The sequence below is a fragment of the Stieleria neptunia genome, assembly GCF_007754155.1.
Lineage (GTDB): Bacteria > Planctomycetota > Planctomycetia > Pirellulales > Pirellulaceae > Stieleria > Stieleria neptunia.
The window spans coordinates 265415-290792 of the sequence record NZ_CP037423.1 but is presented as its reverse complement, the minus strand read 5'-3'; the positions used below and the strand labels follow the sequence as shown (position 1 = coordinate 290792).

Annotated in this window: 18 protein-coding genes; 10 read left to right on the top strand and 8 right to left on the bottom strand. The window is 60.2% G+C overall.

Going from position 1 to position 25378, the window contains the following annotated elements:
- Positions 1-140: 140 nt before the first annotated feature.
- A complete protein-coding gene (locus tag Enr13x_RS01110; RefSeq protein ID WP_145384314.1) occupies positions 141-398 on the top strand; it encodes a hypothetical protein in 258 nt (85 codons plus the stop codon).
- 49 nt (positions 399-447) lie between these two features.
- Here the strand turns inward: Enr13x_RS01110 and Enr13x_RS01105 are convergent, their stop codons facing one another.
- Both Enr13x_RS01105 and Enr13x_RS01100 read right to left on the bottom strand, forming a co-directional pair.
- Positions 448-1578 carry a Gfo/Idh/MocA family protein gene (locus Enr13x_RS01105; RefSeq protein WP_145207022.1) on the bottom strand — a complete coding sequence of 377 codons (1131 nt, stop codon included), beginning with the start codon at positions 1576-1578 and terminating at the stop codon, positions 448-450.
- Between the two features lie 150 nt (positions 1579-1728).
- Positions 1729-2739: a sugar phosphate isomerase/epimerase family protein gene (locus Enr13x_RS01100; RefSeq protein WP_197455689.1), complete on the bottom strand. Its 1011-nt coding sequence runs from the start codon at positions 2737-2739 to the stop codon at positions 1729-1731.
- Between the two features lie 426 nt (positions 2740-3165).
- Here Enr13x_RS01100 and Enr13x_RS01095 point away from each other — a divergent pair, with 426 nt between their 5' ends.
- Positions 3166-4341, top strand: a complete 1176-nt coding sequence (locus tag Enr13x_RS01095) for an aldose 1-epimerase family protein (RefSeq protein ID WP_145384313.1) — start codon at positions 3166-3168, stop codon at positions 4339-4341.
- A gap of 57 nt (positions 4342-4398) precedes the next feature.
- On the opposite strand, the gene Enr13x_RS01090 is transcribed toward Enr13x_RS01095, so the two are convergent.
- A complete protein-coding gene (locus tag Enr13x_RS01090; RefSeq protein WP_145384312.1) occupies positions 4399-6000 on the bottom strand; it encodes a TolC family protein in 1602 nt (533 codons plus the stop codon).
- Between the two features lie 258 nt (positions 6001-6258).
- On the opposite strand from Enr13x_RS01090, the gene Enr13x_RS01085 reads away from it, so the two are divergent.
- The 7 genes from Enr13x_RS01085 to Enr13x_RS01055 all read left to right on the top strand — a co-directional run bounded on the left by Enr13x_RS01085 (position 6259) and on the right by Enr13x_RS01055 (position 18712).
- Positions 6259-7602 carry an efflux RND transporter periplasmic adaptor subunit gene (locus Enr13x_RS01085; protein ID WP_231744030.1) on the top strand — a complete coding sequence of 448 codons (1344 nt, stop codon included), beginning with the start codon at positions 6259-6261 and terminating at the stop codon, positions 7600-7602.
- 296 nt (positions 7603-7898) lie between these two features.
- Positions 7899-11027: an efflux RND transporter permease subunit gene (locus Enr13x_RS01080; RefSeq protein ID WP_145384311.1), complete on the top strand. Its 3129-nt coding sequence runs from the start codon at positions 7899-7901 to the stop codon at positions 11025-11027.
- A 416-nt stretch (positions 11028-11443) separates the two neighbouring features.
- Positions 11444-13330: a redoxin family protein gene (locus Enr13x_RS01075; protein WP_145384310.1), complete on the top strand. Its 1887-nt coding sequence runs from the start codon at positions 11444-11446 to the stop codon at positions 13328-13330.
- 161 nt (positions 13331-13491) lie between these two features.
- Positions 13492-14898, top strand: a complete 1407-nt coding sequence (locus Enr13x_RS01070) for a sulfatase-like hydrolase/transferase (RefSeq protein ID WP_145384309.1) — start codon at positions 13492-13494, stop codon at positions 14896-14898.
- Positions 14899-15368: 470 nt separating this feature from the next.
- On the top strand, positions 15369-15809 hold the full coding sequence (locus tag Enr13x_RS01065; protein ID WP_145384308.1) for an SRPBCC family protein: 441 nt from the start codon (positions 15369-15371) through the stop codon (positions 15807-15809).
- Positions 15810-15813: 4 nt separating this feature from the next.
- Positions 15814-17157, top strand: coding sequence for a B12-binding domain-containing radical SAM protein (locus tag Enr13x_RS01060; RefSeq protein ID WP_145384307.1), 1344 nt, complete (start codon positions 15814-15816; stop codon positions 17155-17157).
- Between the two features lie 331 nt (positions 17158-17488).
- Positions 17489-18712 (top strand): hypothetical protein, encoded by a 1224-nt coding sequence (locus Enr13x_RS01055; protein ID WP_145384306.1) that lies wholly within the window; start codon positions 17489-17491, stop codon positions 18710-18712.
- Between the two features lie 40 nt (positions 18713-18752).
- Here the strand turns inward: Enr13x_RS01055 and Enr13x_RS01050 are convergent, their stop codons facing one another.
- The 5 genes from Enr13x_RS01050 to pdeM all read right to left on the bottom strand — a co-directional run bounded on the left by Enr13x_RS01050 (position 18753) and on the right by pdeM (position 25158).
- Positions 18753-20678, bottom strand: coding sequence for a cytochrome c3 family protein (locus Enr13x_RS01050; protein WP_145384305.1), 1926 nt, complete (start codon positions 20676-20678; stop codon positions 18753-18755).
- An 86-nt stretch (positions 20679-20764) separates the two neighbouring features.
- Complete coding sequence (locus Enr13x_RS01045) at positions 20765-22600, bottom strand: biotin/lipoyl-containing protein (protein WP_197455688.1); 1836 nt, start codon at positions 22598-22600, stop codon at positions 20765-20767.
- 59 nt (positions 22601-22659) lie between these two features.
- A complete protein-coding gene (locus tag Enr13x_RS01040; RefSeq protein ID WP_145384304.1) occupies positions 22660-23826 on the bottom strand; it encodes a sodium ion-translocating decarboxylase subunit beta in 1167 nt (388 codons plus the stop codon).
- Positions 23827-23879: 53 nt separating this feature from the next.
- Positions 23880-24221, bottom strand: a complete 342-nt coding sequence (locus Enr13x_RS01035; protein ID WP_145384303.1) for an OadG family protein — start codon at positions 24219-24221, stop codon at positions 23880-23882.
- Between the two features lie 148 nt (positions 24222-24369).
- Positions 24370-25158: a ligase-associated DNA damage response endonuclease PdeM gene (gene pdeM / locus Enr13x_RS01030; RefSeq protein WP_231744029.1), complete on the bottom strand. Its 789-nt coding sequence runs from the start codon at positions 25156-25158 to the stop codon at positions 24370-24372.
- On the opposite strand from pdeM, the gene Enr13x_RS01025 reads away from it, so the two are divergent.
- Positions 25147-25377: an FAD-binding domain-containing protein gene (locus tag Enr13x_RS01025; RefSeq protein ID WP_197455687.1), complete on the top strand. Its 231-nt coding sequence runs from the start codon at positions 25147-25149 to the stop codon at positions 25375-25377. The genes pdeM and Enr13x_RS01025 overlap by 12 nt on opposite strands.
- Position 25378: the final 1 nt, after the last annotated feature.

The following is a 25378-nucleotide window of genomic DNA, read 5'->3' as shown; positions in this document are numbered from 1 at the left end:
GCGAGCCCTCCGGTGTTGTGGCAGAGATGAAGAACCGGAGGGCTGGCGTCCTGCCGCTAAAACCTCAACAAACACATGAGAAAAATGCTTCACAGCGTTGCCTACCGGGGTGGGGCAAATCCTCCCGAACGAGTTCCACCATGGGTTCCACCCTCGCAGTCTTGCTTGTCGTCGTCGTCATCTCGATCAGCTACCTGCTGCGGTCGGCGTTGACGGGATCCAGGTCGCCGGTGCTGTTGATCGTGGCGGTTTCCATCATCGCCATGGCCACACTGGGTGCCTGGTACGCCTGGGCGGAATCGCGATCGGTCGGCTGGACCCTCGGATACCTCGGCGTCGCCCTCGGCACACTCGCGCTGGCGACGGTCGGTTGGGTTCGCGGTGGACACCGTAAGTAGGTCACGCGGTGCGTGACGATCGGCATGCACAGCAAGCCCTACGCAACGACTAAATCGTTTTCCAGGCCCGCTCGTGGGCGCTGGCCAGGACCGCATCGCAAACCTTTTGGGTCTCCAGTGCCGTGCGGAAGCTCGGCTCGATCGGCTCACCGGTTTCGAGCGACTTGAGGAAGTCGGCGACTTGGTGAATGAAGGTGTGTTCGTAGCCGATGTTCAATCCCGGCACCCACCAGTTGCCCATGTAGGGTTGATCGCCGTCGCTGACGTGAACGCTTCTCCAACCGCGGACGATCGAGTCGTCGCTGTGATCAAAATACTCCAAGCGATGCAGATCGTGCAGGTCCCAGCGGATCGACGCGTGTTCGCCGTTGATTTCCAAGGTGTACAGCGCCTTGTGGCCGCGTGCGTAACGGGTCGATTCGAACAGCCCCAACGATCCGTTGTTGAAGTGGCAGTGGAACGTGCACGCGTCGTCGATCTTGACGGCTTGCTTGGCGCCCGTCTCGGCGTGCGTTCGTTCTTTGATGAACGTTTCGGCGACGGCCGAAACGTCGGTGATGCCGCCGTTGAGCCAGAGGGCGGTGTCGATGCAGTGGGCCAGCAAGTCGCCGGTCACGCCGCTGCCGGCGGCCTCGGCATCCAGTCGCCACGTGGCCGCACCGCCTTGGGGAACGTCGGCGTTGATCGTCCAGTCTTGCAGGAAGTTCGCACGGTAGTGAAAGATCCGTCCCAAGCGACCTTCATCGATCAATTGCTTGGCAAGCGACACCGCGGGGACGCGTCGATAGTTGTACCAGACCATGTTGGCGACACCGGCCTTTTCAACCGCATCGCACATCTCTTCGCCTTCGGCGACGTTCATCGCGATCGGTTTTTCACACAACACCATCTTGCCGGCTTCGGCCGCGGCGATCGAGATTTCTTTGTGCAAATTATTCGGCGTGCAGACATCGATCGCATCGATATCGTCACGTTTGAGCATCTCACGCCAGTCCGTCTCGATCGACTCATAACCCCATTGGTCGGCAAAGGCTTGCGCCTTGTCCTTGTTTCGGGCGCAGACCGCTTTCAAGACAGGCTTGTACTCGAGATCAAAGAAGTGGTTGGCTTGGCAGTACCCGTTGCTGTGGGTGCGGCCCATGAATCCGTAGCCGACCATGCCGATGTTAAGAGGTTTCATAGTTGTTTGTGTGATATTAGGGAATGGGATAGCAAAGTGGGATAGGCTTCCAGACTGTCAGACGAAAGTGGATCAACTTCAAGGCTCGCCGATGCTGCAATCGACAGGCTGGAAGCCTATCCCACTTTCGTTTCGAACCGAGTCACTGCGTTACTTCAGCGACTCGTCGACTTTGATCATCGTGTCCAGGATGGTGTTCCACGTCCCGGACTGTTCCAGCGTTTCATTGGGGAACATGCAGCCGTCCCAGCAGATGTGTTTGATGCCACGCTGCTCGGCGTCTTTGAGCCAGTATCCGGCGCACTTGACGATGTCCAATTTGCCGTTGGGGTCATCGGCTCGGCAGTGCTTGCCGGTCTTGTCGTGGTCGCCGGCACCGTGGACTTCGCCGTCGTTTTGGGCGACGTGGAAATCGATCGTCCAGGGCCGCAGCTTGTCGGTCATCTTCTCGTACGCGGCGTAGAACTCTTCGTCGCTGTAGCCATCGTGCAGTAGCGCGTGCTCGGGGGCGTTGTAGCCCATCAGGTACAAATAGGTGTGGGCCAAGTCGGCTTGAAAACCGAGCGATTCGGGCATCCCGACGGCTTCCAGCAGGTCCAGCATGTCTTTCCAGCTGTGCATGCCGGCCCAACAGATTTCGCCCTCGGCGGCCAAGCGTTCGCCGTGATCGGCGGCGATTTTAGCGGCCTCGCGGAACGTGTTGGCGATCTTGCTGGTGTTGGCTTGCGGATCTTCTCGCCACTTTTCGACGCCGAATTCCGCGCTGTCGATCCGGATCACGCCGTACTGTCGCACGCCGTGCTCGTTAAAAATCCCGGCGACACGGCAGGCCATTTTGACGGCCGAGAGGAACTTGTCGGTCTGCTCCTTGTCGCCCATGGCGGAATCACCGATCGTGCCCGGCCAGACCGGTGCGACCAGTGATCCGACGCTGAACCCCTTGGACTGGATCAGATCGGCGATCTTCCGCAAGTCATCGTCGCTGGCTTCCGGATCGGTGTGCGGCAGGAACAAAAAGTAATCGATGCCGTCAAACTTTCGCCCGTTCACTTCGGCCGCGGCCGTCAGGTCAAGCATGTGTTCCAAGCTGATCGGCGGTTCTTGGTCGGGGCCATCGCCTTTGCCAACCAGTCCGGGCCACATCGCGTTGTGCAGTTTCATCGTGTCTTTCGAATTCAGGGGATGAGGGTCGATTCAGGGGTTCGCCGCGGTCGCGGGAGTGTCGATTTTATTCGATCCCAATGGATCGAGGGGGCGATCACGCGTCGATGCGTGAACGGTTCAGAGCAGCACGAAAGTAACCGAGTCGGCTCGGATCAGTCCGTCGTCGAGCTTCACATTCGTCACGGATGCATTTATGGTTGGACGGGGTGGAGATTTTTGGAGCTATTGTGGCGGAAAGTCTGCCCGCATGTTGTATTGACTGGAGCACTGTGCGACAAGAATGCAGACAGGCCCGAATCCGAGCAGAAACCGCCATGCGGTTCGTGTCATTCTATCGGCTCAAACGAATCGCCGAGCGGGTGCAGCCGGAGGGCGATCAGGCTGCGGCAATTCGTCCGCGGACGACAGATATAAGGAATTCTGATGGTAAAAACGAAGACGGCTCGATCGATCGATGATCGGCTCAAGAGTGTGGTTTGGGACGATCAATCGCCGCTTTCGGTCGCCATTGAAACGCCCAAAGGAAAAATCCAAACCCGGCACGGGCGGTTCGTCGGCGGACGTGCCGACGGAGTCGAAATCGTTCGGATCGACACCGGCGCCGTCGTCGTGAACGTGCTCCCCACTCGCGGGATGGCGATCTGGAGCATCGAATCCGACGCGGGCCGCTTCGGCTGGCACTCCCCCGTCGATGGCCCCGTCCACCCGTCGCTGGTCCCGATCCACGACCCCAGCGGACTCGGCTGGCTGGAAGGGTTCGACGAGCTGGTCGTCCGCTGCGGTTTGGAAAGCAACGGAGCCCCCGAGCATGACGAGAGCGGGAAACTGGCCTACCCGCTGCACGGACGCATCGCCAATCTGCCCGCCGACGGGTTGCAGATCGAATACGACGAGGTCTCCGGACGCTTGGAATTGATCGGCGACCTTCGCGAGAGCCGGCTGTTTTTCACCAATCTTCGCCTCAACAGCCGCATCCGCGTCCACGCCGGAAGTGCATCGGTCCAAATCTTTGACGACGTCACCAACGAACGTTCGACGCCGGCAACCGTGCAACTGTTGTATCACATCAACGTCGGCCAACCCGTCCTGGAAAACGGCTCCCAATTGATCCTGCCGATCGATGAACTGGCCCCCAAAGACAAACTGTCGGCCGGCGAAATCGAAACCTTCAACGAGTACGGTGAGCCCCAAGTCGGTTACGCCGAACGAGTCTACTTCGCCAAACTCCGCTGCGACGAAACCAATTTGACCTCGGTGATGCTGCAAAACGCCGATGCCTCCCAAGCCCTGGCGGTCACCTACGGCACCAAGACCTTGCCGCGGTTTGTCCTCTGGAAAAACACCGCCGATCCCGCCGACGGCTACGTCACCGGACTGGAACCGGCAACCAACTTCCCCAACCAACGGTCCTTCGAAGCCTCACATGATCGGGTCGTCGAAATTCAACCCGAACAAACCGTCTGCTTCCGAGTCACCATCGATCCCTTGTCGGATCCCGAATCGGTCGCCGAGATGGCCGAGCGGATCAAGAAACTTGCCGGTGACCAACCGCCGCTGATCCACCCCGGCCCCCGACCCGGTTGGTCCCCCGGGGCGTGACACCGTGGAATAGGCTTCCAGCCTGACCCGATATTTTCGTGTCACCCATTTTCTTGTCTACTGCCCCTGCACCGGCCAGCCCTGCGCCCATTGCAATTCGAACTGAGCCCGGTTGTGGTCGACGACCGCACGCAGGTAGGCGCGGCTGGCGGTTTCCAACGCCTGCAGCGACTGCAGCACTTCCAGCGGCAATCCTTCGCCGTCGCGAATCCGTTTCAGATTGCGATCGTAGGAATCGAGAGCGAACTCAATCGCCCGCTCGGTCGCGGCGATTTGGCGATGACGCGACTGCACCCGGGCGTAGCCTTCGCTGATCTCTCGGGCGACCTGGTCCATCACGCGGATCCGCTCGTACTTGGCTTGCTGGACGCGCGCCGACTGCTGACGCCGCGCCGCTTTTTCGCCCAGACCCAGGTTGCGGACCTGCCATGACATCACGGCGTCGATGTCGTAGCGCCCGCTGACATCGTCCAGTTCATTGCCCAGTCCACCGCCGAAACCGCCGGTGCTGAATCCCAACAGCACGCTGGGCACAAACGGCGCGTACTTTTCGCGGTTGTACGCCTGGCAGGCGGCCGCGACGAGCGCCTGCGACTCCTTCAACTCGGGTCGCATCGCGAGCCCCGTCCCGATCAGCGAGGCTTTGTCCACTTCCAGTGACACCAGCTCCAGCGGGACCACCGTGACGTCCATCGGGTTGATTCGCGGCTGGCCGCTCAGACTGATCGCTTGAGCCAACCGGGCGGAGGCGACGGCGGTTTGTTCCTGTGCGGCGATCAAACGATTCTCCATCAACGCCAACTCGGTTTGCATGCGATCGGCGTCGGCCTTGAGCCCCTGGCCGGCTTCGGCGAAATCACCGGTCAGCTTGGCCAGTTCCGCCGTCCGCGTCTTGGAGGCTTGCAAGATGCTGACGTCCTGGTGGGCGCTGACCAAATCGATGTAGGCCAGCGCGGCGGACAACATCTGCGCGTTCTGGGTCGCGTTGGCGGCGTGTCCGCTGGCCCACGCGGTCGCCTCGGCCACCCGCGGCTGAAAGATCGCGTCGGCCAGGTGGAATTGCGCCACCAGCCCCGGGCCGGGCGTCGTGCCCGCCCCGGTCGCCCCCGTTCCCAGGCCGTATTGAAAGGAGTTGCGGTTGACGTCGACGATAGAACCATCGCTCGCTTGGTAATTGCCGTCGTGACGATGAAAACCAAAACCGGCTTGAATCGACGGCAGCCACATCGCTTCGGCTTGGGCCAGTCGGGCGTAGGCTTCTTGGACCCGCCACCGCGCCAGTCCGACCGCCGGATGTTGGCCTCCGACCATCGCCAGCGCCGAGGGCAAGTTCAAATCGACAGCGGGTTCGCCCCACTCAACGTCATCCGAATCTGCTGCTCCCTGTACGGCCGCGACCTGACGGACGGGCGCCGAAATCCCTGCCGATTCGGTCGCGTCCTCCGGCTCGGCCACGAACGGTTCGTTGGCGATGTAGTCGACCAGTGACAACGTGTCTTCGGGCGGCCCGGCAACATCGATGTTGGTCGTCGTCGGCTCCGTCGGCAGTTCGACCGCGGGGGGGACCCTCGGCGCCTCGGGGATGTGCCCGACCATCGCGGGACCGGTTGCACAACCCACGCAGCCGATCAATCCTAGAGTCAGAAGTCGCTTTGGCATCCTGCCGCCTATCGGTATTGTCCATCGATCCCGTTGTCACCGTCGCGTCGAACGCAGCGGTCCTGTCGATGGTGCTTCGGCAAACGACGGCTCCGACAATAACGACTGGAACAACTGGTTTATCGAAAACCGCGTGATCACCGAGCGAAATTTCTTGTTGTGATAACTATGATGCACGGACGCATCGGCGAAACTGATTCGCTGGCAACAACTGTGACGGTTGCACCGGTCATCCCGGCATTTCCCACCCTTTGAACCATGGACAATTCATCGATGATCCTCCGCCGCGGCAACCCCATTCGGCTCTCCTTGGCGGCAGCCCCCCTGCTGCTGGCCGGATGTCTACCGGCACCGCCCGTCGCTAAAAAATCGGACGCCGACCGCGTCGTGGCGGTGCGAACGGTCGCCGTCACCGAATCGGAGGTCCAGCCGACGACGTTGCAGCCCGCGACGGTGCATGCGTTCTACCGCTCGGAAATTCGCCCCAAGGCTTCGGGATTTGTCAGCCAACTCAACGTCGACATCGGCGACGTCGTCCAGGCCGGCCAGACGCTGCTTCAAATCGACGTTCCGGAAATGTCCAAACAGCGCGAAGTCATCCAGGCCCGCATCGCACGACTCAAAGCGGAAGAAAAACGCGCCGCCGCCGGCGTCAACCTCGCCGACGCCCAAGTCCGTTCGTCACAGGCCGGCCTGGTCGAGGCGGAGAGCGAGATGAATCGCGCGGACGCTTCCCTCGCCGCCGCCGAGTCGGAATTCCAACGCACCAGCGATCTGGTCGAGCGCGGATCCCTGCAGGACCGGATGCTGGACGAAGTGCGAAAGAAACGCGACAGCGAGCGGGCCACCAAACAGGCCGTGGCCTCGGCGATCGATTCGGCCAAGGCCGACGTCGCCGTGACCGAAGCACAAAAGGTTGCCGCCCAAGCCAACCTGGAAGCCGCCCGCGCCGAAACCATGATCGCCGAGCGCGAGCTGGAAGAACTAGACGTGATGATCGACTACGCAACCGTACGGGCACCGATCGCAGGCATCGTCTCGGAGCGCAACGTCGAACCGGGCGACCTGGTCGGCAAGGCCAGCGACCAAGCGTCCACTCGACCGCTGTTCGTGATCAGCCAAGTCGACAAGCTACGTGTCCGCATTCCCGTCCCCGAAACCGACGCCGCCCGCGTCAATCCGGGCGATGAAGTCACGTTGACGTTCCCGTCCTTCTCCGGCGAGCCCCCGATCAAGGCCCCCGTCACCCGGCGATCGGGAAGCCTGGATCCGAGCACACGCACCATGATCGTCGAAGTCGAATTGGAGAACACCGACGGAAAGTTGCTGCCCGGAATGTTCGGCCAAGCATCCATCAACCTGTCCACCAAAGTCGCAGCCAACATGCTGCCATCACGCGCGATCCGGTTCAGCGAAGACGGCAAGGCGTACGTCTATGTCGTCGGCCAAGACGAAACCGTCACCGTCGCGGCAATCGAAACCGGCCTGGACAACGGCAAAGCGATCCAAGTCCGCTCGGGGTTGTTGCCCGGCCAACGCGTCATCGACGCGCACCTGAAGCGTTTCACCGACGGCCAAAAGGTCACGGTCCTGGCCAATTGACGCGCTCAAACTTGTTCCCAGGCTCCGCCTGGGAACACCCTGTCATGGAGGCTCCCGCCTCCTGGCTGCCAACGGCGTGTGGCGGGAGCCACACTGATCTTGTTCCCAGGCTCCCGCCTGGGGACACATTGACTCGGAGGCTCCGCCTCCAGACACCGCACAGACGGTGGCGGAGCCACAGCGAAACCGCGTTCCAAGGCGGAGCCTCGGAACGAGAGTACGAGGGTCGACGACCAACGGATGCCAGACCCAGCCTGACCAACCAGACAATGCCCCCGAGATTCGGATAGCCCCTGATGGGATTGATTGATTTTTCGCTACGCAACCGCTTTGCCGTTCTGGCCGGTTCGATCGCCCTGTGCGTGCTCGGGGCCGCCGTCATCCCCGGCATCACGATCGACATCTTGCCGGACTTCAAAAAACCAGTCGTTGTCAGTTTCTTTTCCTATCCCGGTCTACCGACGATGGACATGGAAAAGTCCGTCACGTCACGCGTCGAACGCGCGCTCACCCTGGCGGGCAAAATCGAACACCAGGAATCGCGCACCGTGCCCGGCGCCGCCGTCATCAAAGTGTTCTTTCAACCCGGTGCCGACGCCAGTTCGGCGATGAACGACATCGTCAACCTGGAAGCCAGTGACATGTTCCACTTGCCGCCGGGCATCGAGTGGCCGTTCACCCTCCGCAGCGAACCGGCCAACCTGCCGGTCGTGCTTGCGGCGATCTCCGGCGAAGGGCTCAGCGAATCCCAGCTCTACCAGATCGGTTACTACGCCGTGCGGAACAAGATGGGCGGACTCAAGGGCGTCCAGATTCCACACCCCTTCGGTGGCAAGTTCCGCCAGATGATGGTGTACGTCGACCCGGCAAAACTGCAGGCGTACCACGTCAGCGCGACCGATGTGGTCGACGCGATGCGAAAATCAAACCTTGTGCTCGCCGCCGGCACGGCGCGACTGGGCGGGACCGACTACCAAATCCATCCCCGCAACACCTTGCCGACGATCGAAGAGATCGAAGCGATTCCGATCACCGTCCGCGACGACCGGCCCATCTTCATCCGTGATGTCGGCCGCGTCGTCGATGATGCGGCACTGCAATACAACATCGTTCGCGTCAATGGAAAACGCAGCGTCTACTGTCCGTTGCTCCGCGAACCCGGCGAAAACACGATCGCCGTGGTCGACCGCATCTACGAAGGCATCGGCAGCGAAATCCCCAAGATGAAGGAACGGGGCGATATCCCCGAGTCGACCGAAGTCACGTTGGTGTCGGACCAGTCCAGCTACATCCGTAAAGCGATGGCCAACCTGCAGACCCAAATCGGCTTGGGCGCGCTGTTGGTCGCGATCGTCGTGCTCGTTTTCCTCCGCCGTTTGCTGCCGACGGTGATCATCGTCGCGGTCATCGTGTTTGCCGTGCTGATCGGTGCACTCGGGTTTGCGTTCAGCGGCCAAACCATCAACGTGATGACCCTGGGCGGACTGGCACTGGCGATCGGTACGGTCGTCGACGCGGGAATCGTCGTCGTCGAAAACGTGATCCGTCACCAACGGATGGGCAAGTCCGCACTCGATGCGGCGCGCGACGGGACGGCGGAAGTCTCCGGCGCCATCCTGGCGGGAACCGTCACCACGCTCGCCGTGTTTCTGCCCGCCGTGTTTTTGACCGGGATGATCAAGTACCTGTTCACACCGCTTTCATTGGCCGCCACGCTCACCATCGGTGCATCCTACATCTTGGCACTGACCGTCGTGCCGGCCTTCTGTGCGACATTCATCCGCGAAAAGGTCGGCGCCAAAACCAGCGACACCGACCGCGGTGATGCGATGCCCAGGGGACTCTATGGACGACTGCTCGGCGGAGCGATGAAAGTGCCCGCCGTGAGCGCACTGGTGATCGTCGTTGCCGTCGGCGCCACGTTCCTGTTGTGGCCGCGGATCGGAACCGAACTGTTCCCCAGTGTCGATTCGGGATCGTTCGAATTGCGTCTGAAAACGCTGCCCGGGACCGAGTTGATCGAGACCGAAAAACTGGTCGCGCGGATCGAAGAGACGATCAAAGAAGTGATTCCCGAAGACGAAATCGAAACGCTGATCGCGAACATCGGGTTGCCCGTTGGTAAAGGCGCCGGGTTCTCGACCGTGCTCAGTTCCAATTCCGGCCCCGACACGGCCTACGTGATCGTGAACCTGAAACAGGACGGCCGATCGACCAGCACCAACACCTACATCAATCAGCTGCGTGAAAAGCTGGCGGCCGACTATCCGTTGGAAGAATTCCTGTTCGTCTCCGGAGGCATCGTCAACATGGCGCTCAACGAAGGCGTACCGACTCCGATCAGCGTCCAAGTCTCCGCCGGCACACTGGGACAATGCCGCGACGCGGCCGAGCGAATCGTCCGCGCCATCCGTCCGATTGCGGGAACCGAAGACGTTCAAATCGCGCAGTCGCTGGACTACCCACAATTTGACGTCCAAGTCGATCGAACACGCGCCAAGTACTTGGGGCTGGACCAAGAAGAGGTCGCACAAACGGTGTTGACTGCGCTCGGATCCAGCGTCGGCTATTCACCGACCATTTGGATCGATCCCAAATCCGGCGTCGACTTCTTCATGGGTGTTCAATACGAAAACAACACCTTCGAATCGCTCGACGAAATCCGCAACATTCCGCTGTCGCTCAATACGCCCGACGGTCCGATCACGATTCCGTTGTCCAACGTGGCGACGGTCAATCGAGTCAACATCCCCGGCGAGATCGCCCACTACAACATCTCCCGCGTCAACGACGTCCACGTCAACGTCTCCGGCCGTGATATCGGTTCGGTCGCCGCCGACATCGAAGCGACGCTGGCCGACATGGAATTCGAAAACGGCGTCGGCGTCACGCTTCGCGGCCCGGTCGAAAAAATGCGTTCCGGCATGAATCTGCTGGGCGCCGGCCTGGCGGTCGCAACGCTGTTGGTCTATCTGGTGCTGATGGCGCAGTTCCGCTCCTTTGTCGATCCGCTGATCATCATGCTGGCCGTGCCGCTGGGGATCGGTGGCGTGCTGTTGGTGCTGTTCTTGACCGGCACGACGATCAACATTCAATCCTTGATGGGAACGCTGATGATGATCGGCGTGGTGGTCAACAATTCGATCCTGTTGGTCGAGTTTGCCAATCGTCGTCGCGCTGATGGACTCTCCCCCCACGACGCGGCGCTTTCGGCGGCCGGCGTCCGTTTGCGACCGATCCTGATGACCTCACTGACGCTGGTTGCATCGATGTTGCCCCTGTCGTTCCAGCTCGCCCCGGGCAACGAGGCCATGATTCCACTGGCCCGAGCCCTGATGGGCGGCATGATTGTCAGCACTCTGCTGACACTGGTTCTCGTGCCCTGCGTCTACTCGCTCGTGCACCGCAAGTCCGCCCCGGCGTAGGGCCACGCCGTGAACGATTTCTTAGCGGCAGGGCGAGAGCCCAATGCCATCTAGTTTGGCTCTCAAGGTGTTAGCGGAACGGCGCGAGCGGGCTGTCGATTTAGTCGGGATCAGCAGAGCCATTGGTGAGCCGCTGGCCGTAAGGCCTCGGGCAGCCTCGGAGTGCCCGGCCGCTTACGCGTCGCGGCTCACAAAATCGACAGCCGGCGAGCCGTCCGGTTGCGGTTCAAGAACACCGTGAAAGACCGGAGGGCTCGCGCCCTGCCGCTAAAACCTCATCAAACAATCGTTCACGACGTGCCTACCCCCCGGAGTACAAAATTGTTGCGAGTGCCACCGGGAAAAGCGTATAGTGCGGGTACCCCTCTTCTTACCCGGCGCGTCGAAATGTCTCGCCGGGACACTTTTCAAACGGAATGCCAGCCATCGTCCACACAACGAAAGGGTCCGTCGGTTTTGCTCGTTTTCCAGCGGCAGTCGTCGCGACGCTCGCGATCGGCTGTCTGCTCGGCAGCCCCCATTGCAGATTCATTGCCGCCGGAGACGCGCGCTCGACGGGCCGGCTCAAAGGCATCGACTTGGACGGCCGACTCTGTCGACTCGGCGAACGCGGCGACTCGAAAGCCGTGGTCGTCACGTTCATGTCGACGCAATGCCCAATCAGCAACAGCTACGTGCCACAGTTGAATGAGCTGTCGTCGAAGTATCGGCGCAGCGGCGTGGAATTCTATGGCGTGATTTCCGATCCGTCGGTGACCCGCGCCGATGCAATCAGCCATCGCGCGACGTACAAGGTTCGCTTTCCCGTTCTGTTTGACGGTTCCGGCGAATTGCGTCTGGCGCTCGCGCCCACGCACACGCCACAGGTCTTTGTACTCGACCACCGCGGCCGGGTCCTTTACACCGGTGCGATCGATGACCGCTATGTGCAACTGGGGCGTAAAAAAGAAGCCGCCGAGACGTCGTGGCTGGAAGACGCGGTCAAATCCGTCGTCCATGGCACACCGATCGCTGTTGCGTCGACCAAACCGATCGGCTGCCAGATGGAGGAACCGCCCAACAAGACCCGCGAGGGTAGCGTGACGTACACGCGAGACATTGCGCCGATCATCCAGGCGCATTGTTCCTCCTGTCACCGTGAAAATCAGTCGGCGCCGTTCCCGTTGTTGACCTACGACGATGTCAGCAGCCATGCCAACCAAATCGCCGAAGTCACCCGCGACCGTTACATGCCGCCGTGGAAACCCGCCCCGGGATTCACGCGACTGCGCGACGAGATGCGGCTCTCCGATCATCAAATCGACCTGATCGACGTCTGGGTCGAATCGGGCAAACCCGAAGGCGACCCGGCCGATTTGCCGGCCCCGATCCGACATGTCAAGGGATGGAAACTCGGCGAGCCGGACTTGATCCTCGAGATGCAAGAAGCGTTCACTGTTCCCGCCAGCGGCCCCGACATCCGACAATACTTTGTGATCCCGTCACGACTGACCGACGACCGGCTGATCACCGCCATCGACTTCCATCCCGACACGCCACAAGCGGTTCATCATGCAAGCTTCTATCTCGACACCCGGCGTGCCGGACGACGTTTGGATGAAGCTGACCCGGCACCGGGGTACAGCGGCTTTGGCGGTCCCCAATTTGAATCCCAAGGCACACTGACCAGTTGGTTCCCCGGGATGACGCCCCGCAAGCTGCCCCGCGGGATGGGCCGGTTGGTGGCCAAGGGCAGTGACATCGTCGCCGAAATTCACTACGTGACGACGGGAAAAACCGAACGTGACCGTTCCAAGATCGGGCTCTATTTCGCGCACCGTTCGGCCCGACAACTGGTCGTCGAAGTCCAGGTGGGCAACAAGGACATCGAGATTCCCGCCGGCGAGTCACACCATCACGAACGAGCCAGCTACACGCTACCGGCCCGGACGATGCTGTTGGATCTGGTCCCGCACATGCACATGCTCGGCAGCGAAGTGAAGGTCTGGGCCAAATCACCCGACGGCCGCAGCAAGCCGCTGTTATGGATCAAAGACTGGGACTTCAATTGGCAGGGACAGTATTCGTTTGCCAAACCCGTGATCCTACCACAAGGGACACAGATCATCGTCGACGCCTGGTTTGACAATTCGTCCGACAATCCACTCAACCCCAACTCACCCCCGGCGACCGTCCGCTGGGGCGACAACTCGACCGACGAAATGCTGCTGTGCACGTTCCAATGCACCTGCGAAACGATGGACGAACTCAACGAGTTGATCGACCACCAACGCCGCTACATCAGCGAGGCACAAAAGGACTAATGGCACGGGCGTAGGTAAAAAGGGATTCAGCAACCGTTGGTGCTTAGCCTTCAGGCGATTCCCGGTCGCTGCGACGCAGCGACAGTGGACGGCTAAAGTCTGCACACCAACACTTATGCCTGTGCCATGCGTACCTGACCGCTTTTCCGTGGCACCAAACTATGCATTCTCGAATTATCTTGTCAGTGGCCGTTTGCTGGTTCGCAACCACGGCGACATCTTCCCAGGCTGACGAGTCTGTCGCTGCACAGGACCGCCCGCTGAACGTTCTGCTGATCATGGCGGACGACATCGGCTTTGAATGCTTCAGCAGCTACGGCAGCAAGGAGTACGACACGCCGCGGATCGATGCGCTCGCAAAACAAGGCATCCGATTTACCAACGCCCACTCGACTCCGCTGTGCACGCCGACTCGGGTCAATCTGATGTCGGGCAAAAGCAACGTGTTCAACTACCAGGACTTTGGCATTTACCCCAACGGCGAACCGACGTTTGCCAACCACTTCCAAACCCATGGCTACCGCACGGCGGTGGCCGGCAAGTGGCAATTGCAAGGCAAGCAACCCGGAAAAGGCATCACACCCAACGAGGCGGGTTTCGAAACTTGGTGTCTGTGGAACATTCCCGGCGGCGCGCGAGAACGTTACTGGAAACCCTCGTTCGTCCAAAACGGCAGACTGTTGGATCTGCCGCCCGACTCGTTCGGCCCCGACGTGATGACCGATTTCCTAATCGACTTCATCACCGACGACAGCGACAAACCGTTTCTCGCCTACTACCCGATGATCCTGGTGCACAATCCATTCGTGCCCACCCCGGATAGCGAAGGCGGCAAGCGAGTCGACAATGCAAAGCGGACGGTCAAGCAGCAGAAACAGAACTACGTCGACATGGTCGCCTACATGGACCAGTGCGTGGGTCGGCTGGTCGATGCCCTGCAGGCCAGCGGGCAACGCGACAACACCCTCGTGATCTTTACCGGCGACAACGGCACCAACGCGGTACTCTCCTCCCAGCTTGATAGAAAGACGATCAAGGGCGGCAAGGGTTACACCCATGACTATGGCACGCACGTGCCGCTGGTGGCCAATCTGCCCGGTCACATCCCGCCGGGGCAAGTCAACGAAGACCTGATCGCGTTCTCCGATTTCTTCCCGACGATCGTTCAGGCGGCGGGACTGCCGCCGAAAGCAATCAAAGATGGCGATGGCAGGAGCTTCTGGCCCCAATGTCTCGGCCGGCCCGGCCACCAGCGTCAGTGGATCTATGGGTACTACTTTCCGCGTCCCTACGCCGCCAAGCTGGACAACAAGTACAGCCATTACGAAGTCCGCTACGCCCGCGACAAAAGATACAAGCTGTACGACAACGGCGACTTGTACGACACGATCGCCGACGTGATGGAGATGGCGCCCCTGCTGATCGACAACGCGAACACCGAACAGCAAGCCGCCCGCGACCACTTGCAACGTGCCCTGGATGCGTACCCGACGAAGGGGCAAGCCATCCGCCACGACCAAGTCAGCAGCGAGCGGAAACCGGGGCACAAGAAACGCTCCAACGACTGAGTCGCTTCAGAACAGACAACATCGTGACGCGTGCCTCTTTTTTGCTCGTCAATTTCCCTCCCATGCCGTCGACTGCTTGAAGAGCGAGTGGCAAAACAATGGGGGCAAAACAATTTCAGCCGGCGATCATTCTGCTACCCCATCATTCTGCCACCATCATTCTGCCACCATCATTCTGCCACCATCATTCTGCCCCCATCGTTCTGCCCCCATCGTTCTGCCCCCATCGTTCTGCCCCCATCGTCTTGCCACCATCGTCTTGCCACCATCGTCTTGCCACCATCGTCTTGCCACCATCGTCTTGCCACCATCGTTCTGCCCCCATCGCTCGGCAAACTTGCCTGATCGCGGCGCAGCGCCGATCCGTTGGCGGGCTCCCTGTCCTCGGGGCACGTTAGAATGAATTCACCGTCGTTCTTCGATGGTGCAACTGACCCTCGGCTGGATATCACTTTTGTGGAGTGCCGGACATGTCCAAAAAAACGCTTCAGGTCTCTGTTTCCATTGATCGCGATCCAGAGACCGTGATCGGTTTCATTAGCGATCTTCGCAATCGCATGAAATACCTTCAGTCGCTCAAGGGCGCCTCCAATCTCCAAGGTGAACCGGGCGAGGTCACCAAGAGCTGGGATTGGAAGTGGGATCTGCTCGGCCAAGAATTCCAGGGCAGCGCCAAGACGGTCCAGCACGAGCCCGGACGTTGCTACTCATTTGTCACCGAGGGCGGCATCGAAAGTCAATTCACCTATCGCGCCGAACCCGAAGCAGCGGGCACCAAGTTGACCGTGACCGTCGAAGCCGAAATCCCGGCGGCGCTGGCGGGGGTCGAAGGTCTGGACGAATTGTTGGCCGGCGCCGCGGAGCGTGGACAACAATCGATGCAGAAGCTGAAGTCGCTGTTGGAACAATAACAACATGAAAATCGGCTTGATTGCAATGAGCGGCATTCGCTGCTGCGACGAGGAGTTGCTGCGCAAAGGGTTGACGCTGCCCGGCTTTGTCGAACGCAGCGAAACCATCGCGTCGCTGCCCAGCCTGGGACTGTTGACCCTGGCCGGCATGATCCCCGACCAGGATTCGGTCGAATACTTCGAGGTGCAAGACCTGAAGCAACTCGACCCGCTGCCCGAGAATCTGGACCTGGTGGCCATCTCCAGCTTTAGTGCCCAAATCCCCGAGGCCTACACGCTGGCCGATCAATTCCGCGCACGCGGCATCCCCGTCGTACTCGGTGGACTGCATGTCACTTCACTGCCCGACGAAGCGCTTCGGCACGGTGACGCGGTGGTGATCGGCGAAGGCGAAGTGGTCTGGCGCGACCTGCTTGACGACGCCCGCGCCGGCAAACTGCGGCGCCGCTACAGTTCCTTTGACGTCGCCGAATTCGATCTCGCCGACGCGCCGATGCCGGCGTATGAATTGCTGGACATCACCAAGTACAACCGGCTGACGGTGCAAACCAGTCGCGGCTGTCCGAGGCGTTGCGAATTTTGTGCGTCCAGCATCTTGCTGACACGGCGCTACAAACAAAAACCCATCCCAAAAGTCCTCGCCGAACTCGATCGCATCTGCGAACTCTGGCCGCGTCCCTTCATCGAGTTTGCCGACGACAATTCGTTCATTCATCGCGCGTACTGGAAAGAGTTGTTGCCCCAGTTGAAACAGCGGCGGGTGAAGTGGTTCGCCGAAACGGATCTGTCGGTACACGAAGACGAGGGACTGTTGCGAATGATGCGCGACAGTGGATGCGCCGAAGTGCTGATCGGATTGGAAAGCCCGATCTTGCCGGGATTGAAAGGCATTGAACTGAAGAACGATTGGAAGCGCCGACAATGGCCGCACTACATCGAGGCGGTGGAGCGGATCCAGGGCAACGGCATCCGCGTCAACGGTTGCTTTATCTTGGGCCTGGATGGTCAGGGAACCGACATCTTTGACGCCGTGTACGACTTTGCCGAGCAGGCCAAACTGTATGACGTTCAGATCACCTACCAGACGCCGTTTCCCGGCACACCGCTGTACGCGCGTTTGGAGAAGGACAATCGCTTGCTGTATCCCGGCGCGTGGGAACGATGCACGCTGTTCGATCTAAACTATCAACCCACGCCGATGTCGGCCGACGAACTGCAGCAAGGCTTTCACGAGCTTGCCGAACGACTCTACTGCGAGGACTTCACCCAATGGCGACGAAAGCAATTCGCAAAGCACTACCTGTATTCACGCCGCCACAAGCGGGACGACCCACTGCCTGTTTCCTAGCGGTTCATCAACCATGAAGGGCACAGGTTGCTCCGACCGGAGGGCTCGCGGGCTGCCGTTTTTGTGAGCCGCGACGCGTAAGCGGCCGGGCACTGCGACGCTGCCCGAGGCCTCACGGCCAGCGGCTCACCATTGACTCAGCAGATCCCGACTCAATCGACAGCCCGCTCGCGGGCTGCCTTTTTTGTGAGCCGCGACGCGTAAGCGGCCGGGCACTGCGACGCTGCCCGAGGCCTCACGGCCAGCGGCTCACCATTGACTCAGCAGATCCCGACTCAATCGACAGCCCGCTCGCGGGCTGCCGCTAACACCGTAGCGAGGCATTGAACCGATGACGCAACCGAACGACGACGGCTTTGTCTCGTCGGGCCATCTGAATCGGCTGGTCGGTTGGACGACGCTGTTGATCGGATTGGCGTTGTCCGCCGCATTGGATCCCTGGCTGTTGGATGCGACACCTGCGGCCGATTCTGACAACGGCGTTCGGCTTGCCGTCCGGCACGCCCATGGCGTCGTGATCGCGATGGCGTTTCTGCAATTGGCGATGGCGCACCTATTGGCGACGCCTGCCTTTCATCGCCGCGAGCGGCAAATCGCGGCGTTTTTGACGACGATCGGTGCCGGCAGCTACATCGCCGGCTACGTCGTGGCGTTGGGGTGGCCGGCGGCTCAATGGTTGGTGCTGGTCGGCAGCCTGGTCAATTTCAGCGGGTTCGCCTTGCTGTGGCGGACCGGACCGTCGGGCGTCTACGCACCGCAGATCAAAATGATTCTGCCGGTCGCGTGCTTCGGGATGCTGTTGGATTTCGTGGCCGGGCTGCTTCCCGTTTTGCCCGCACCCTGGGTGCTCGACTACCTGGGCTCCGACGACGGAGTCCGTCTGCGGATGTTGCGTCTGGCCCGCGTGGCTGCGATCGCGTTGTCGGTGCTGACGTTGCTGTTCTACGGAATCGCGCGGCATGGCACAGCGGATCGCGCCAGAATGCGCTTGGGCGGAACCAGCTTGGCACTGGGGGCTGTCGGGATGCCGTTGATCTTGGCCGCAGCCTGCTTCACCACGCTGCAGGTGAAGTACCTGCTGCCCTTGCCGGCCACGGCGGTCGTGACCGGAGTCATCATCGGCTTGGTGATTGCCCTGAAAGCTGGCGGCATGCTAGAACGATGGGGTTGGTTCCTAATCGCCGCCTCGACATCGGTCGGCATGTTGATCGGGCTGTACGCGTTCGAGGGCCCGTTTCCGACGCCCGGTTTCATGGGCGACTACAACGCCCTGCCGCGACGTCTGACACGGTTGGCACACAGCTATTGCATCGTGCTGGGCATGCTGTCGATTTTCCTATCGCGGGAGACGAGAGGAGCAGGTGAACGGAAAAACCTCGCCAAGATCGCCGCGTCCGTTTTCATCGCGGGCTGCGTGGTCTCGCTGGCGGTGCTGTTGCTGCACACCGTGATTTCACCTCTACCGACAGCTTTCTCCGTTGGTCCGCTCCTGGTGCTGATCGGTGCCGCCGGATGTCTGGCGGGTCGTGCGTCACCCGCGAAACTGGCAAACTGAACTGGCAAACTGAACTGGGGGCAAGGCCGGAGCAACCGATTCATTCCTGCAAGTAGACGGGTCGGCCGTTGCGTTGCTTGGTCAAGTAGCCAAACCGCGACCGGTCCAGGAACCCTTGCGGATTGACCAGGAGTGCCTCGTTGGGTTTCAGCGGCGTCGCAAGGACTTTTTGATACTCACGTCGAAGCTTCTCCCCACGTACTTGCGGCGGGTCCAGAAAGTCATAGTCCAGCGTTGATCCATCGGAACCTCGTTCACCGGGAAGCGACCGGTACGCGCGTTCGGAGATCAGCCGAATGGCGTCGTAGGGATCTTCCATCCCCATCAGCAGATAAAATCGCATCCAATCGGTCCCCGATGCTTCCCGAGCGGGTTGCCATTGGAACGCGTTGACTTGCAACACCCGTTGCGCGGCATCGCCGCCGAGAAAATACAACAGCGACGCGGCCGTGTTCTGTTCGATCGGCGCCAATTCCGGTTTGTCATGTCCATACCACGCGGCCAGATGCGTCGCGGTTTCTCCAAGCGTCTGATCCAGGTGACAAAGGTTGCATGCGTTGGGGCGACCGGTGTCGATGGTCGTGGCGACCGAGGGGCTGGAGATGGTGTGCGAACGAATGGTTTTAAGAATCCCGTAGACGGTGTGCGGCATGTGGCAATTCATGCAACGACTGCCTGCGGAATCGATGGGGTGATGCGTGTGCTGCGTCCCCAGATCTTTGTAGCTCGGATGACATTGCAGGCACGCGGCGTCGCCACGCATCTCCGGTTTCAGCTGGTCGTTTTTCCATTCGGTCTGCAGCGTGACATCCTGTTGGTGCATCGTGTGGCACGACAGGCACGAGAGTTCGCCTTGTTGGAAGCACTTCGACTCGATCATGCCGGTGTAATCGCGTCCGGACACCCGTACCTCACCGTCGGGCCAAAAGTGCCCATGAAATTTCCCCGGCATCGCGTTGAACTTGCCGAATGTCTCGCTGTCCCAATGCTCCTTGCTCCCACGGACGACCTTCAAGAAATACGCCTCGTCCAGATCCTCTCCGGGGCGGAATCGACGCCCGAATTGAAAGAACTCTTCTTGATCGGCGGCATTATCGATGTTGACCATCATGATGCCGTGACATTGGCCGCACATGTCCGATCGAGTGTCGGGGGGCAATTCCAACGGGTTGACGATCGGATCGGCCGCCGGTTTTGCATCGCCGGAATCGACTTGATGGAACGCGGCGTGTGATTCGCCCGGCCCATGACAGGCTTCACACGTGATCCCAAAATCACTAACCCGCGTGTCCCAGGTGGGATCGTCGGGATCGGGACGGGTGCGGGGATGGGTCGAATGACATTGGCAACAGGTTTCGTTCCAGCGTCCCATTTCATGATCCTTTTCCATGTTGGGTGGTCGCAGGAACGCACTCCGTCTGGGGATCCATCGCTGCTGATCGGTCAGGAACAAGATCGGCAACTGGGCGGGGGTTTGGTCGAACCCGGATTCGTACCAAAAGATGTGCATGTGGTGTGATCCGGTCATCAACACCAAACGGCGCGTCATACGTTTGCCGTTTGCGATCGGATCCTCCAGCTCGACGAAGAACTGGTCATGGCGACGCTGGAACCGGTACGTCCGCCCCTCGACCACCACGCTGCGATCGATGATCGCGGCCGGCGCGGCTTCCGACGTGACCGGCTGGGTCATCGTGCGGTGATAGGATTCGTGCCACGATTGATGGTATTCCTGATGACATTGCTGGCAGGACTCGGCCCCGATATACCCACCACTGCGGTCGACCGCGGGACGGGCGGCGATCAAAGTGGTCTGCTGGTGCGGCAATCGCTCATCCGCCGCGGGCACCGTCGGCGGGTCGGCGTTGTCGATTTCCGTTGTCGCAGGATCGGTCGAACGAAGGCCGCAGCCGGTCGCCGCCAAGACGGTCACCGCGATCAAGATCCCCACATGTTTTCGACTCATTGACCCAGCACCAACTCTCCACCGCTAGATATCATTGCCACCGGCGTCCAGAACTCGTCTTCAACGCCCTCTGCATTTTAGACGAATCAGGCTTTGATCGTGGCCAGGACTTGCCCGGTCGTGACGTGGTCGCCGACCGCGACGCGGACTTCGTCGACCGTGCCATCGACAGTGGAGTTGATTTCCATCTCCATCTTCATCGCTTCCAAGATCAGAATCGGTTCACCGGAGTGGACGTGATCGCCCGGTTGGACCAGTTGCTTGAACACGGCGCCGGGCATTTGCGATTTGATCTCGGTGGACGCACCGGGGCTTTCACTGACTTGCGATTTCGGCGTCTGAGAACCTTCGGGGCGAATCGCCACCCGATAAACTCGGCCGCCGACGGTCACCACGTCACCCTCGAACGCCATCATGATGTCCTCGCCGTTGACGGTGACGGTGTATTCGGCGGGTCCCGTCTGTGGCTTGCCGGTCGGCTGAGCGACTTCGGCGGACTTGGCAGCCTCGGCCGCCTTGTCGATTTTCCGCACCCCCACTTCGGCTTCGCCCTTGAGAAACTTGATACCTTTCTCTTTGCACGTCGAGGCGATGAAAATGTTCTCATCGGTCACCGGCAACCCCGCTTGTTCCAACACCGCCGTCGCCGCGGCGATGCCCTTGGTGGGGTCGGCATCGTTGATCTCCAAAACCGGCCGCGTCGTCGGTTCCAACTTGAGCTGTTCGGCGGCCAATCGAACGACATCCGGATCGGGCTCGACGGGCGTTTTGCCGAAATAACCGAGCACCATTTTTCCGTACGGTTCGGCAATCTTTTTCCAGGGGCCGAACATCACGTTGTTGAACGCCTGTTGAAAATAAAACTGCGACACGGGCGTCACCGAGGTGCCGTAGCCGCCTTTGCGGACGACATCACTCATCGCCACGATGATCTCGGGATACTTTTCCATGATCCCGTTGTCACGCAGCATCTGGGTGTTGGCGGTCAACGCACCGCCGGGCATCGGGCTCCAGGGAATCAGCGGTTCGACGGCGGTCGCTTCGGGCGGCAGAAAATAATCGCTCATGCAGTCCTTGAAGACCTCTTCGGCCTCGCGGACCTTTTCGACGTCGACATCTAGTTCGTAGTCGCTGCCGCGGAGCGCGTGCCACATCACCAGGATGTCCGGCTGACAGGTTCCTCCCGAACACGGTGCCATGGACAAGTCGATCGCATCGGCGCCCGCGTCGAGTGCGGCCTTGTTGGCCAACACGCTAACACCGGCGGTCTCGTGCGTGTGAAAATGGATGAAGGTACCCGCGGGCAGCATCCGCCGCGCCTCTTTGATCGTCTCGTAGACCTTCGAGGGCACGGCCGTCCCCGACGCGTCTTTGAAGCAGACGGCATCAAACGGAATCTCGGCGTCGAGGATCTGCTGCAAGGTGCGGGCGTAGAAAGCGGCGTCGTGGGCACCGACGCACCCCGGCGGCAACTCCATCAGCGTCACACAGACCTGGTGTTTCAGTCCCGCATCGACGATGCACTGGCCGCTGTAGATCAGGTTGTTGACATCGTTGAGCGCGTCGAAGTTGCGAATCGTGGTCATGCCGTGCTTTTTGAACATCTGGGCATGAAGTTTGACGATGTCGCTGGATTGCGAATCCAGCCCGACGACGTTGACGCCCCGGGCCAGCGTCTGCAAATTCGCATCCGGCCCGGCGGTTTGGCGGAACGCGTCCATCATGTCGAACGCGTTCTCATTGCAATAGAAATACAGCGACTGGAACCGCGCCCCGCCCCCGGCTTCGAACCAGGTGATCCCCGCATCGCGTGCCGCTTCCACGGCCGGCAGAAAATCGTTGGTGAACACGCGGGCGCCGAACACGGATTGAAATCCGTCACGGAATGCGGTGCACATGAAATTGACTTTCTTTTTCGACACGTCGTTTTCCTCGTTATCAAAACACGCTCTTACAAACGGCTAGGTCAGCACTGGCCCCGCTAGGTCAGCACAGCCCACAACACACCCGCGGCAATCGCCGAACCGATCACACCGGCCACGTTGGGTGCCATCGCATGCATCAACAAAAAATTGTGCGGGTCTTCCTGTTGACCCACCATTTGCACCACGCGCGCCGAATCGGGAACCGCGGAAACCCCGGCGGCTCCGATCAACGGGTTGATTTTTTCTTTCAAGAACAGGTTCATGAACTTGGCGAATAAGACGCCGCCGGCGGTGGCGATCGCGAACGCCAACGCACCGAGTCCGAAAATCAACAGTGACTGCCGCGTCAAAAAGGTGCTCGCCTCGGTGCTGGCGCCAACGGAAAAACCCAACAAGACCGTGACGATATCGATCATCGCCGTCCGCGCCGTGTTGGCCAACCGCTCGGTCACCATGCTCTCTTTCAACAGGTTGCCGAAGAACAACATCCCCAACAGCACCATCGCACCGGGTGCGACCAGGGTGCAAATCAGAAACGCCGCGACGGGAAAGATCATTTTCTCACGACGGGAGACCTTCCGCGGCGGCTTCATGCGGATCAGTCGCTCGTCATGGGTGGTCAGCAAACGCATGATCGGCGGCTGGATCACGGGAACCAACGCCATGTAGGAATAGGCGGCGATCGCGATCGCGCCCAACAATTCGGGGGCGAGTTTGGACGAGAGAAAGATCGCGGTCGGCCCGTCGGCGCCGCCGATGATCCCGATCGCACCGGCCTGCTTCAAATCAAACCCCAGCCAGATCGCGCCGAGGAATGTCAAAAAGACGCCGACTTGCGCCGCCGCCCCCAGCAGGACGAGCTTCGGATTGGAAAGCATCGTGGAAAAATCCGTCATCGCGCCGATGCCCAAAAAGACCAACGGCGGGTAGATGCCCCAGCTGACCCCAAAATACAAATAGCTCAGCACACTGCCCGGCTGATAATTGACTTGCCCGTCTTCGATCACCCACCGGTGCATGTCGTAGACACTCAGCGACATGCCTTCGATCAACGGGATGTTGCCGACGATCGCGCCCATCCCGATCGGGACCAATAGCAACGGCTCGTAATCTTTTGTGATCGCCAACGCGATGAACACAATCCCGATCACGATCATGACCACGTTGCCGGGTCCGAGCGACCAGAAGCCGGTTGTTTTTATAAACTCTTGGAGGATATCCATCGATTACCTTCACAATCCACGGTGCCAACAACTGCCCCACATTCCTCTCGCCGTCATCCGTTCTTCTTCGCCGCGTTCTCGGCCGCGCACTGACGCTGAAACTCGGTGTGCAGCACAAATCCGATTGCCGCCAGAACGGCTTCGTCGTCACCATTCAGCCCCTTCGGATCCGGTCGCTTGCGATGCCGCTCGACAGGCTCCGGATAGACCTTGGCGACCGCGGCGAGAATGCGGGGTGATGCGGCGATGAAAAGGCTGATGAAGGTGAGCGCAAACATCACGATCAGCATGCCTGCCACGGCAATGGAAAGGCCGCGAACGGCTATCTCGTCAAGCGCTAAGAGGTTGCCGAAAACCGACAGGACTGTCGCCGAAAACACTGTTGTCGCAAGCATGGCCCGTTCGTGGTGGTCGTCGTTGAAAAGCGGGAACCGGGAGACGCATCATAGCGGTATCGGACGAACCGCAATTCTTCACCCTCACGAAATCGCCATTTTTCGCTCCGATTGTCACCCGCGATCGGATCGGCACTCAATCGCACGACTACAACGAGTAAACCTCGTTGCCCGCGATGAACCAAGTCGAGTCATTTTGTCGCGGGCGAATCAGATGCGTCCCGGTGAATTCTCCGATCGCGGGCAAGACCAGGCACCCGCCGGAATACCAAAAACAAGACAGTTTTCCCGTGGACTCGCGACCAACGCGATAGCGTATCGCAGGATGCAAATGCCCGCACACAGACAAGTCGGCACCCTCGGGTGGTGCCATCGGATGAAGGCCTAACGCGAGCGAACCGATGCACCAACCGGGCTCATGAACCGTGATCGGCCAAGCCGCCGGAAGTCGACCGACCTGCGCGTCATGGTTTCCCCAGATCAATGAAAACTTCAGGTGTGCGAATTCGTCAAAAAAGGCATCAACCTGATGACGAATCTCGGTGGACAATGATGATCGCGCGTGAAAGAGATCTCCGAGGATGCACAATCGGGTCGCACACGTTTGCCGCAACACACCCGCGATCGTTGACAGCGTTCCTTTCGTGCTGCCGACCGGAACCGGAATCCCGTGACGACGAAACGTGGCGTCTTTCCCCAAATGCGTGTCGGCGACCAACAGCATGTCTACGGCCGTGTCCTTTCTCTTTAACATCAATCCTTCGGCATTCCACTGGCGACTGGTCGTTCGAATGTCGGCCCACGCCTCCCAGCTCTCACCGTCGATCAATTCCGTCGCTTCGAGATGGGGATGGTCGATCGACCCCAGCAACTCGTCCAAGCGGGCCCGACGTTCGACGAAACGAAGCGCTCGAACATCCTCGCCATGGTGCTCCATCACGTCAAAGGCATGAAAGACAACGGGGACTTCGTCCGGCACTGGCTGCCGGAGCTTGCCAATGTCCCGAACTCACACGTCCATCGTCCGTGGGAAATGTCACGCGAACAACAGCAGCAATCGAATTGTGTGATCGGTGTCGACTATCCCACCCCGATCGTCGATCTGCTTGCATCCGCCGAACACCACGAGATGCTCTACCGTGCCGCCACCGAATAAT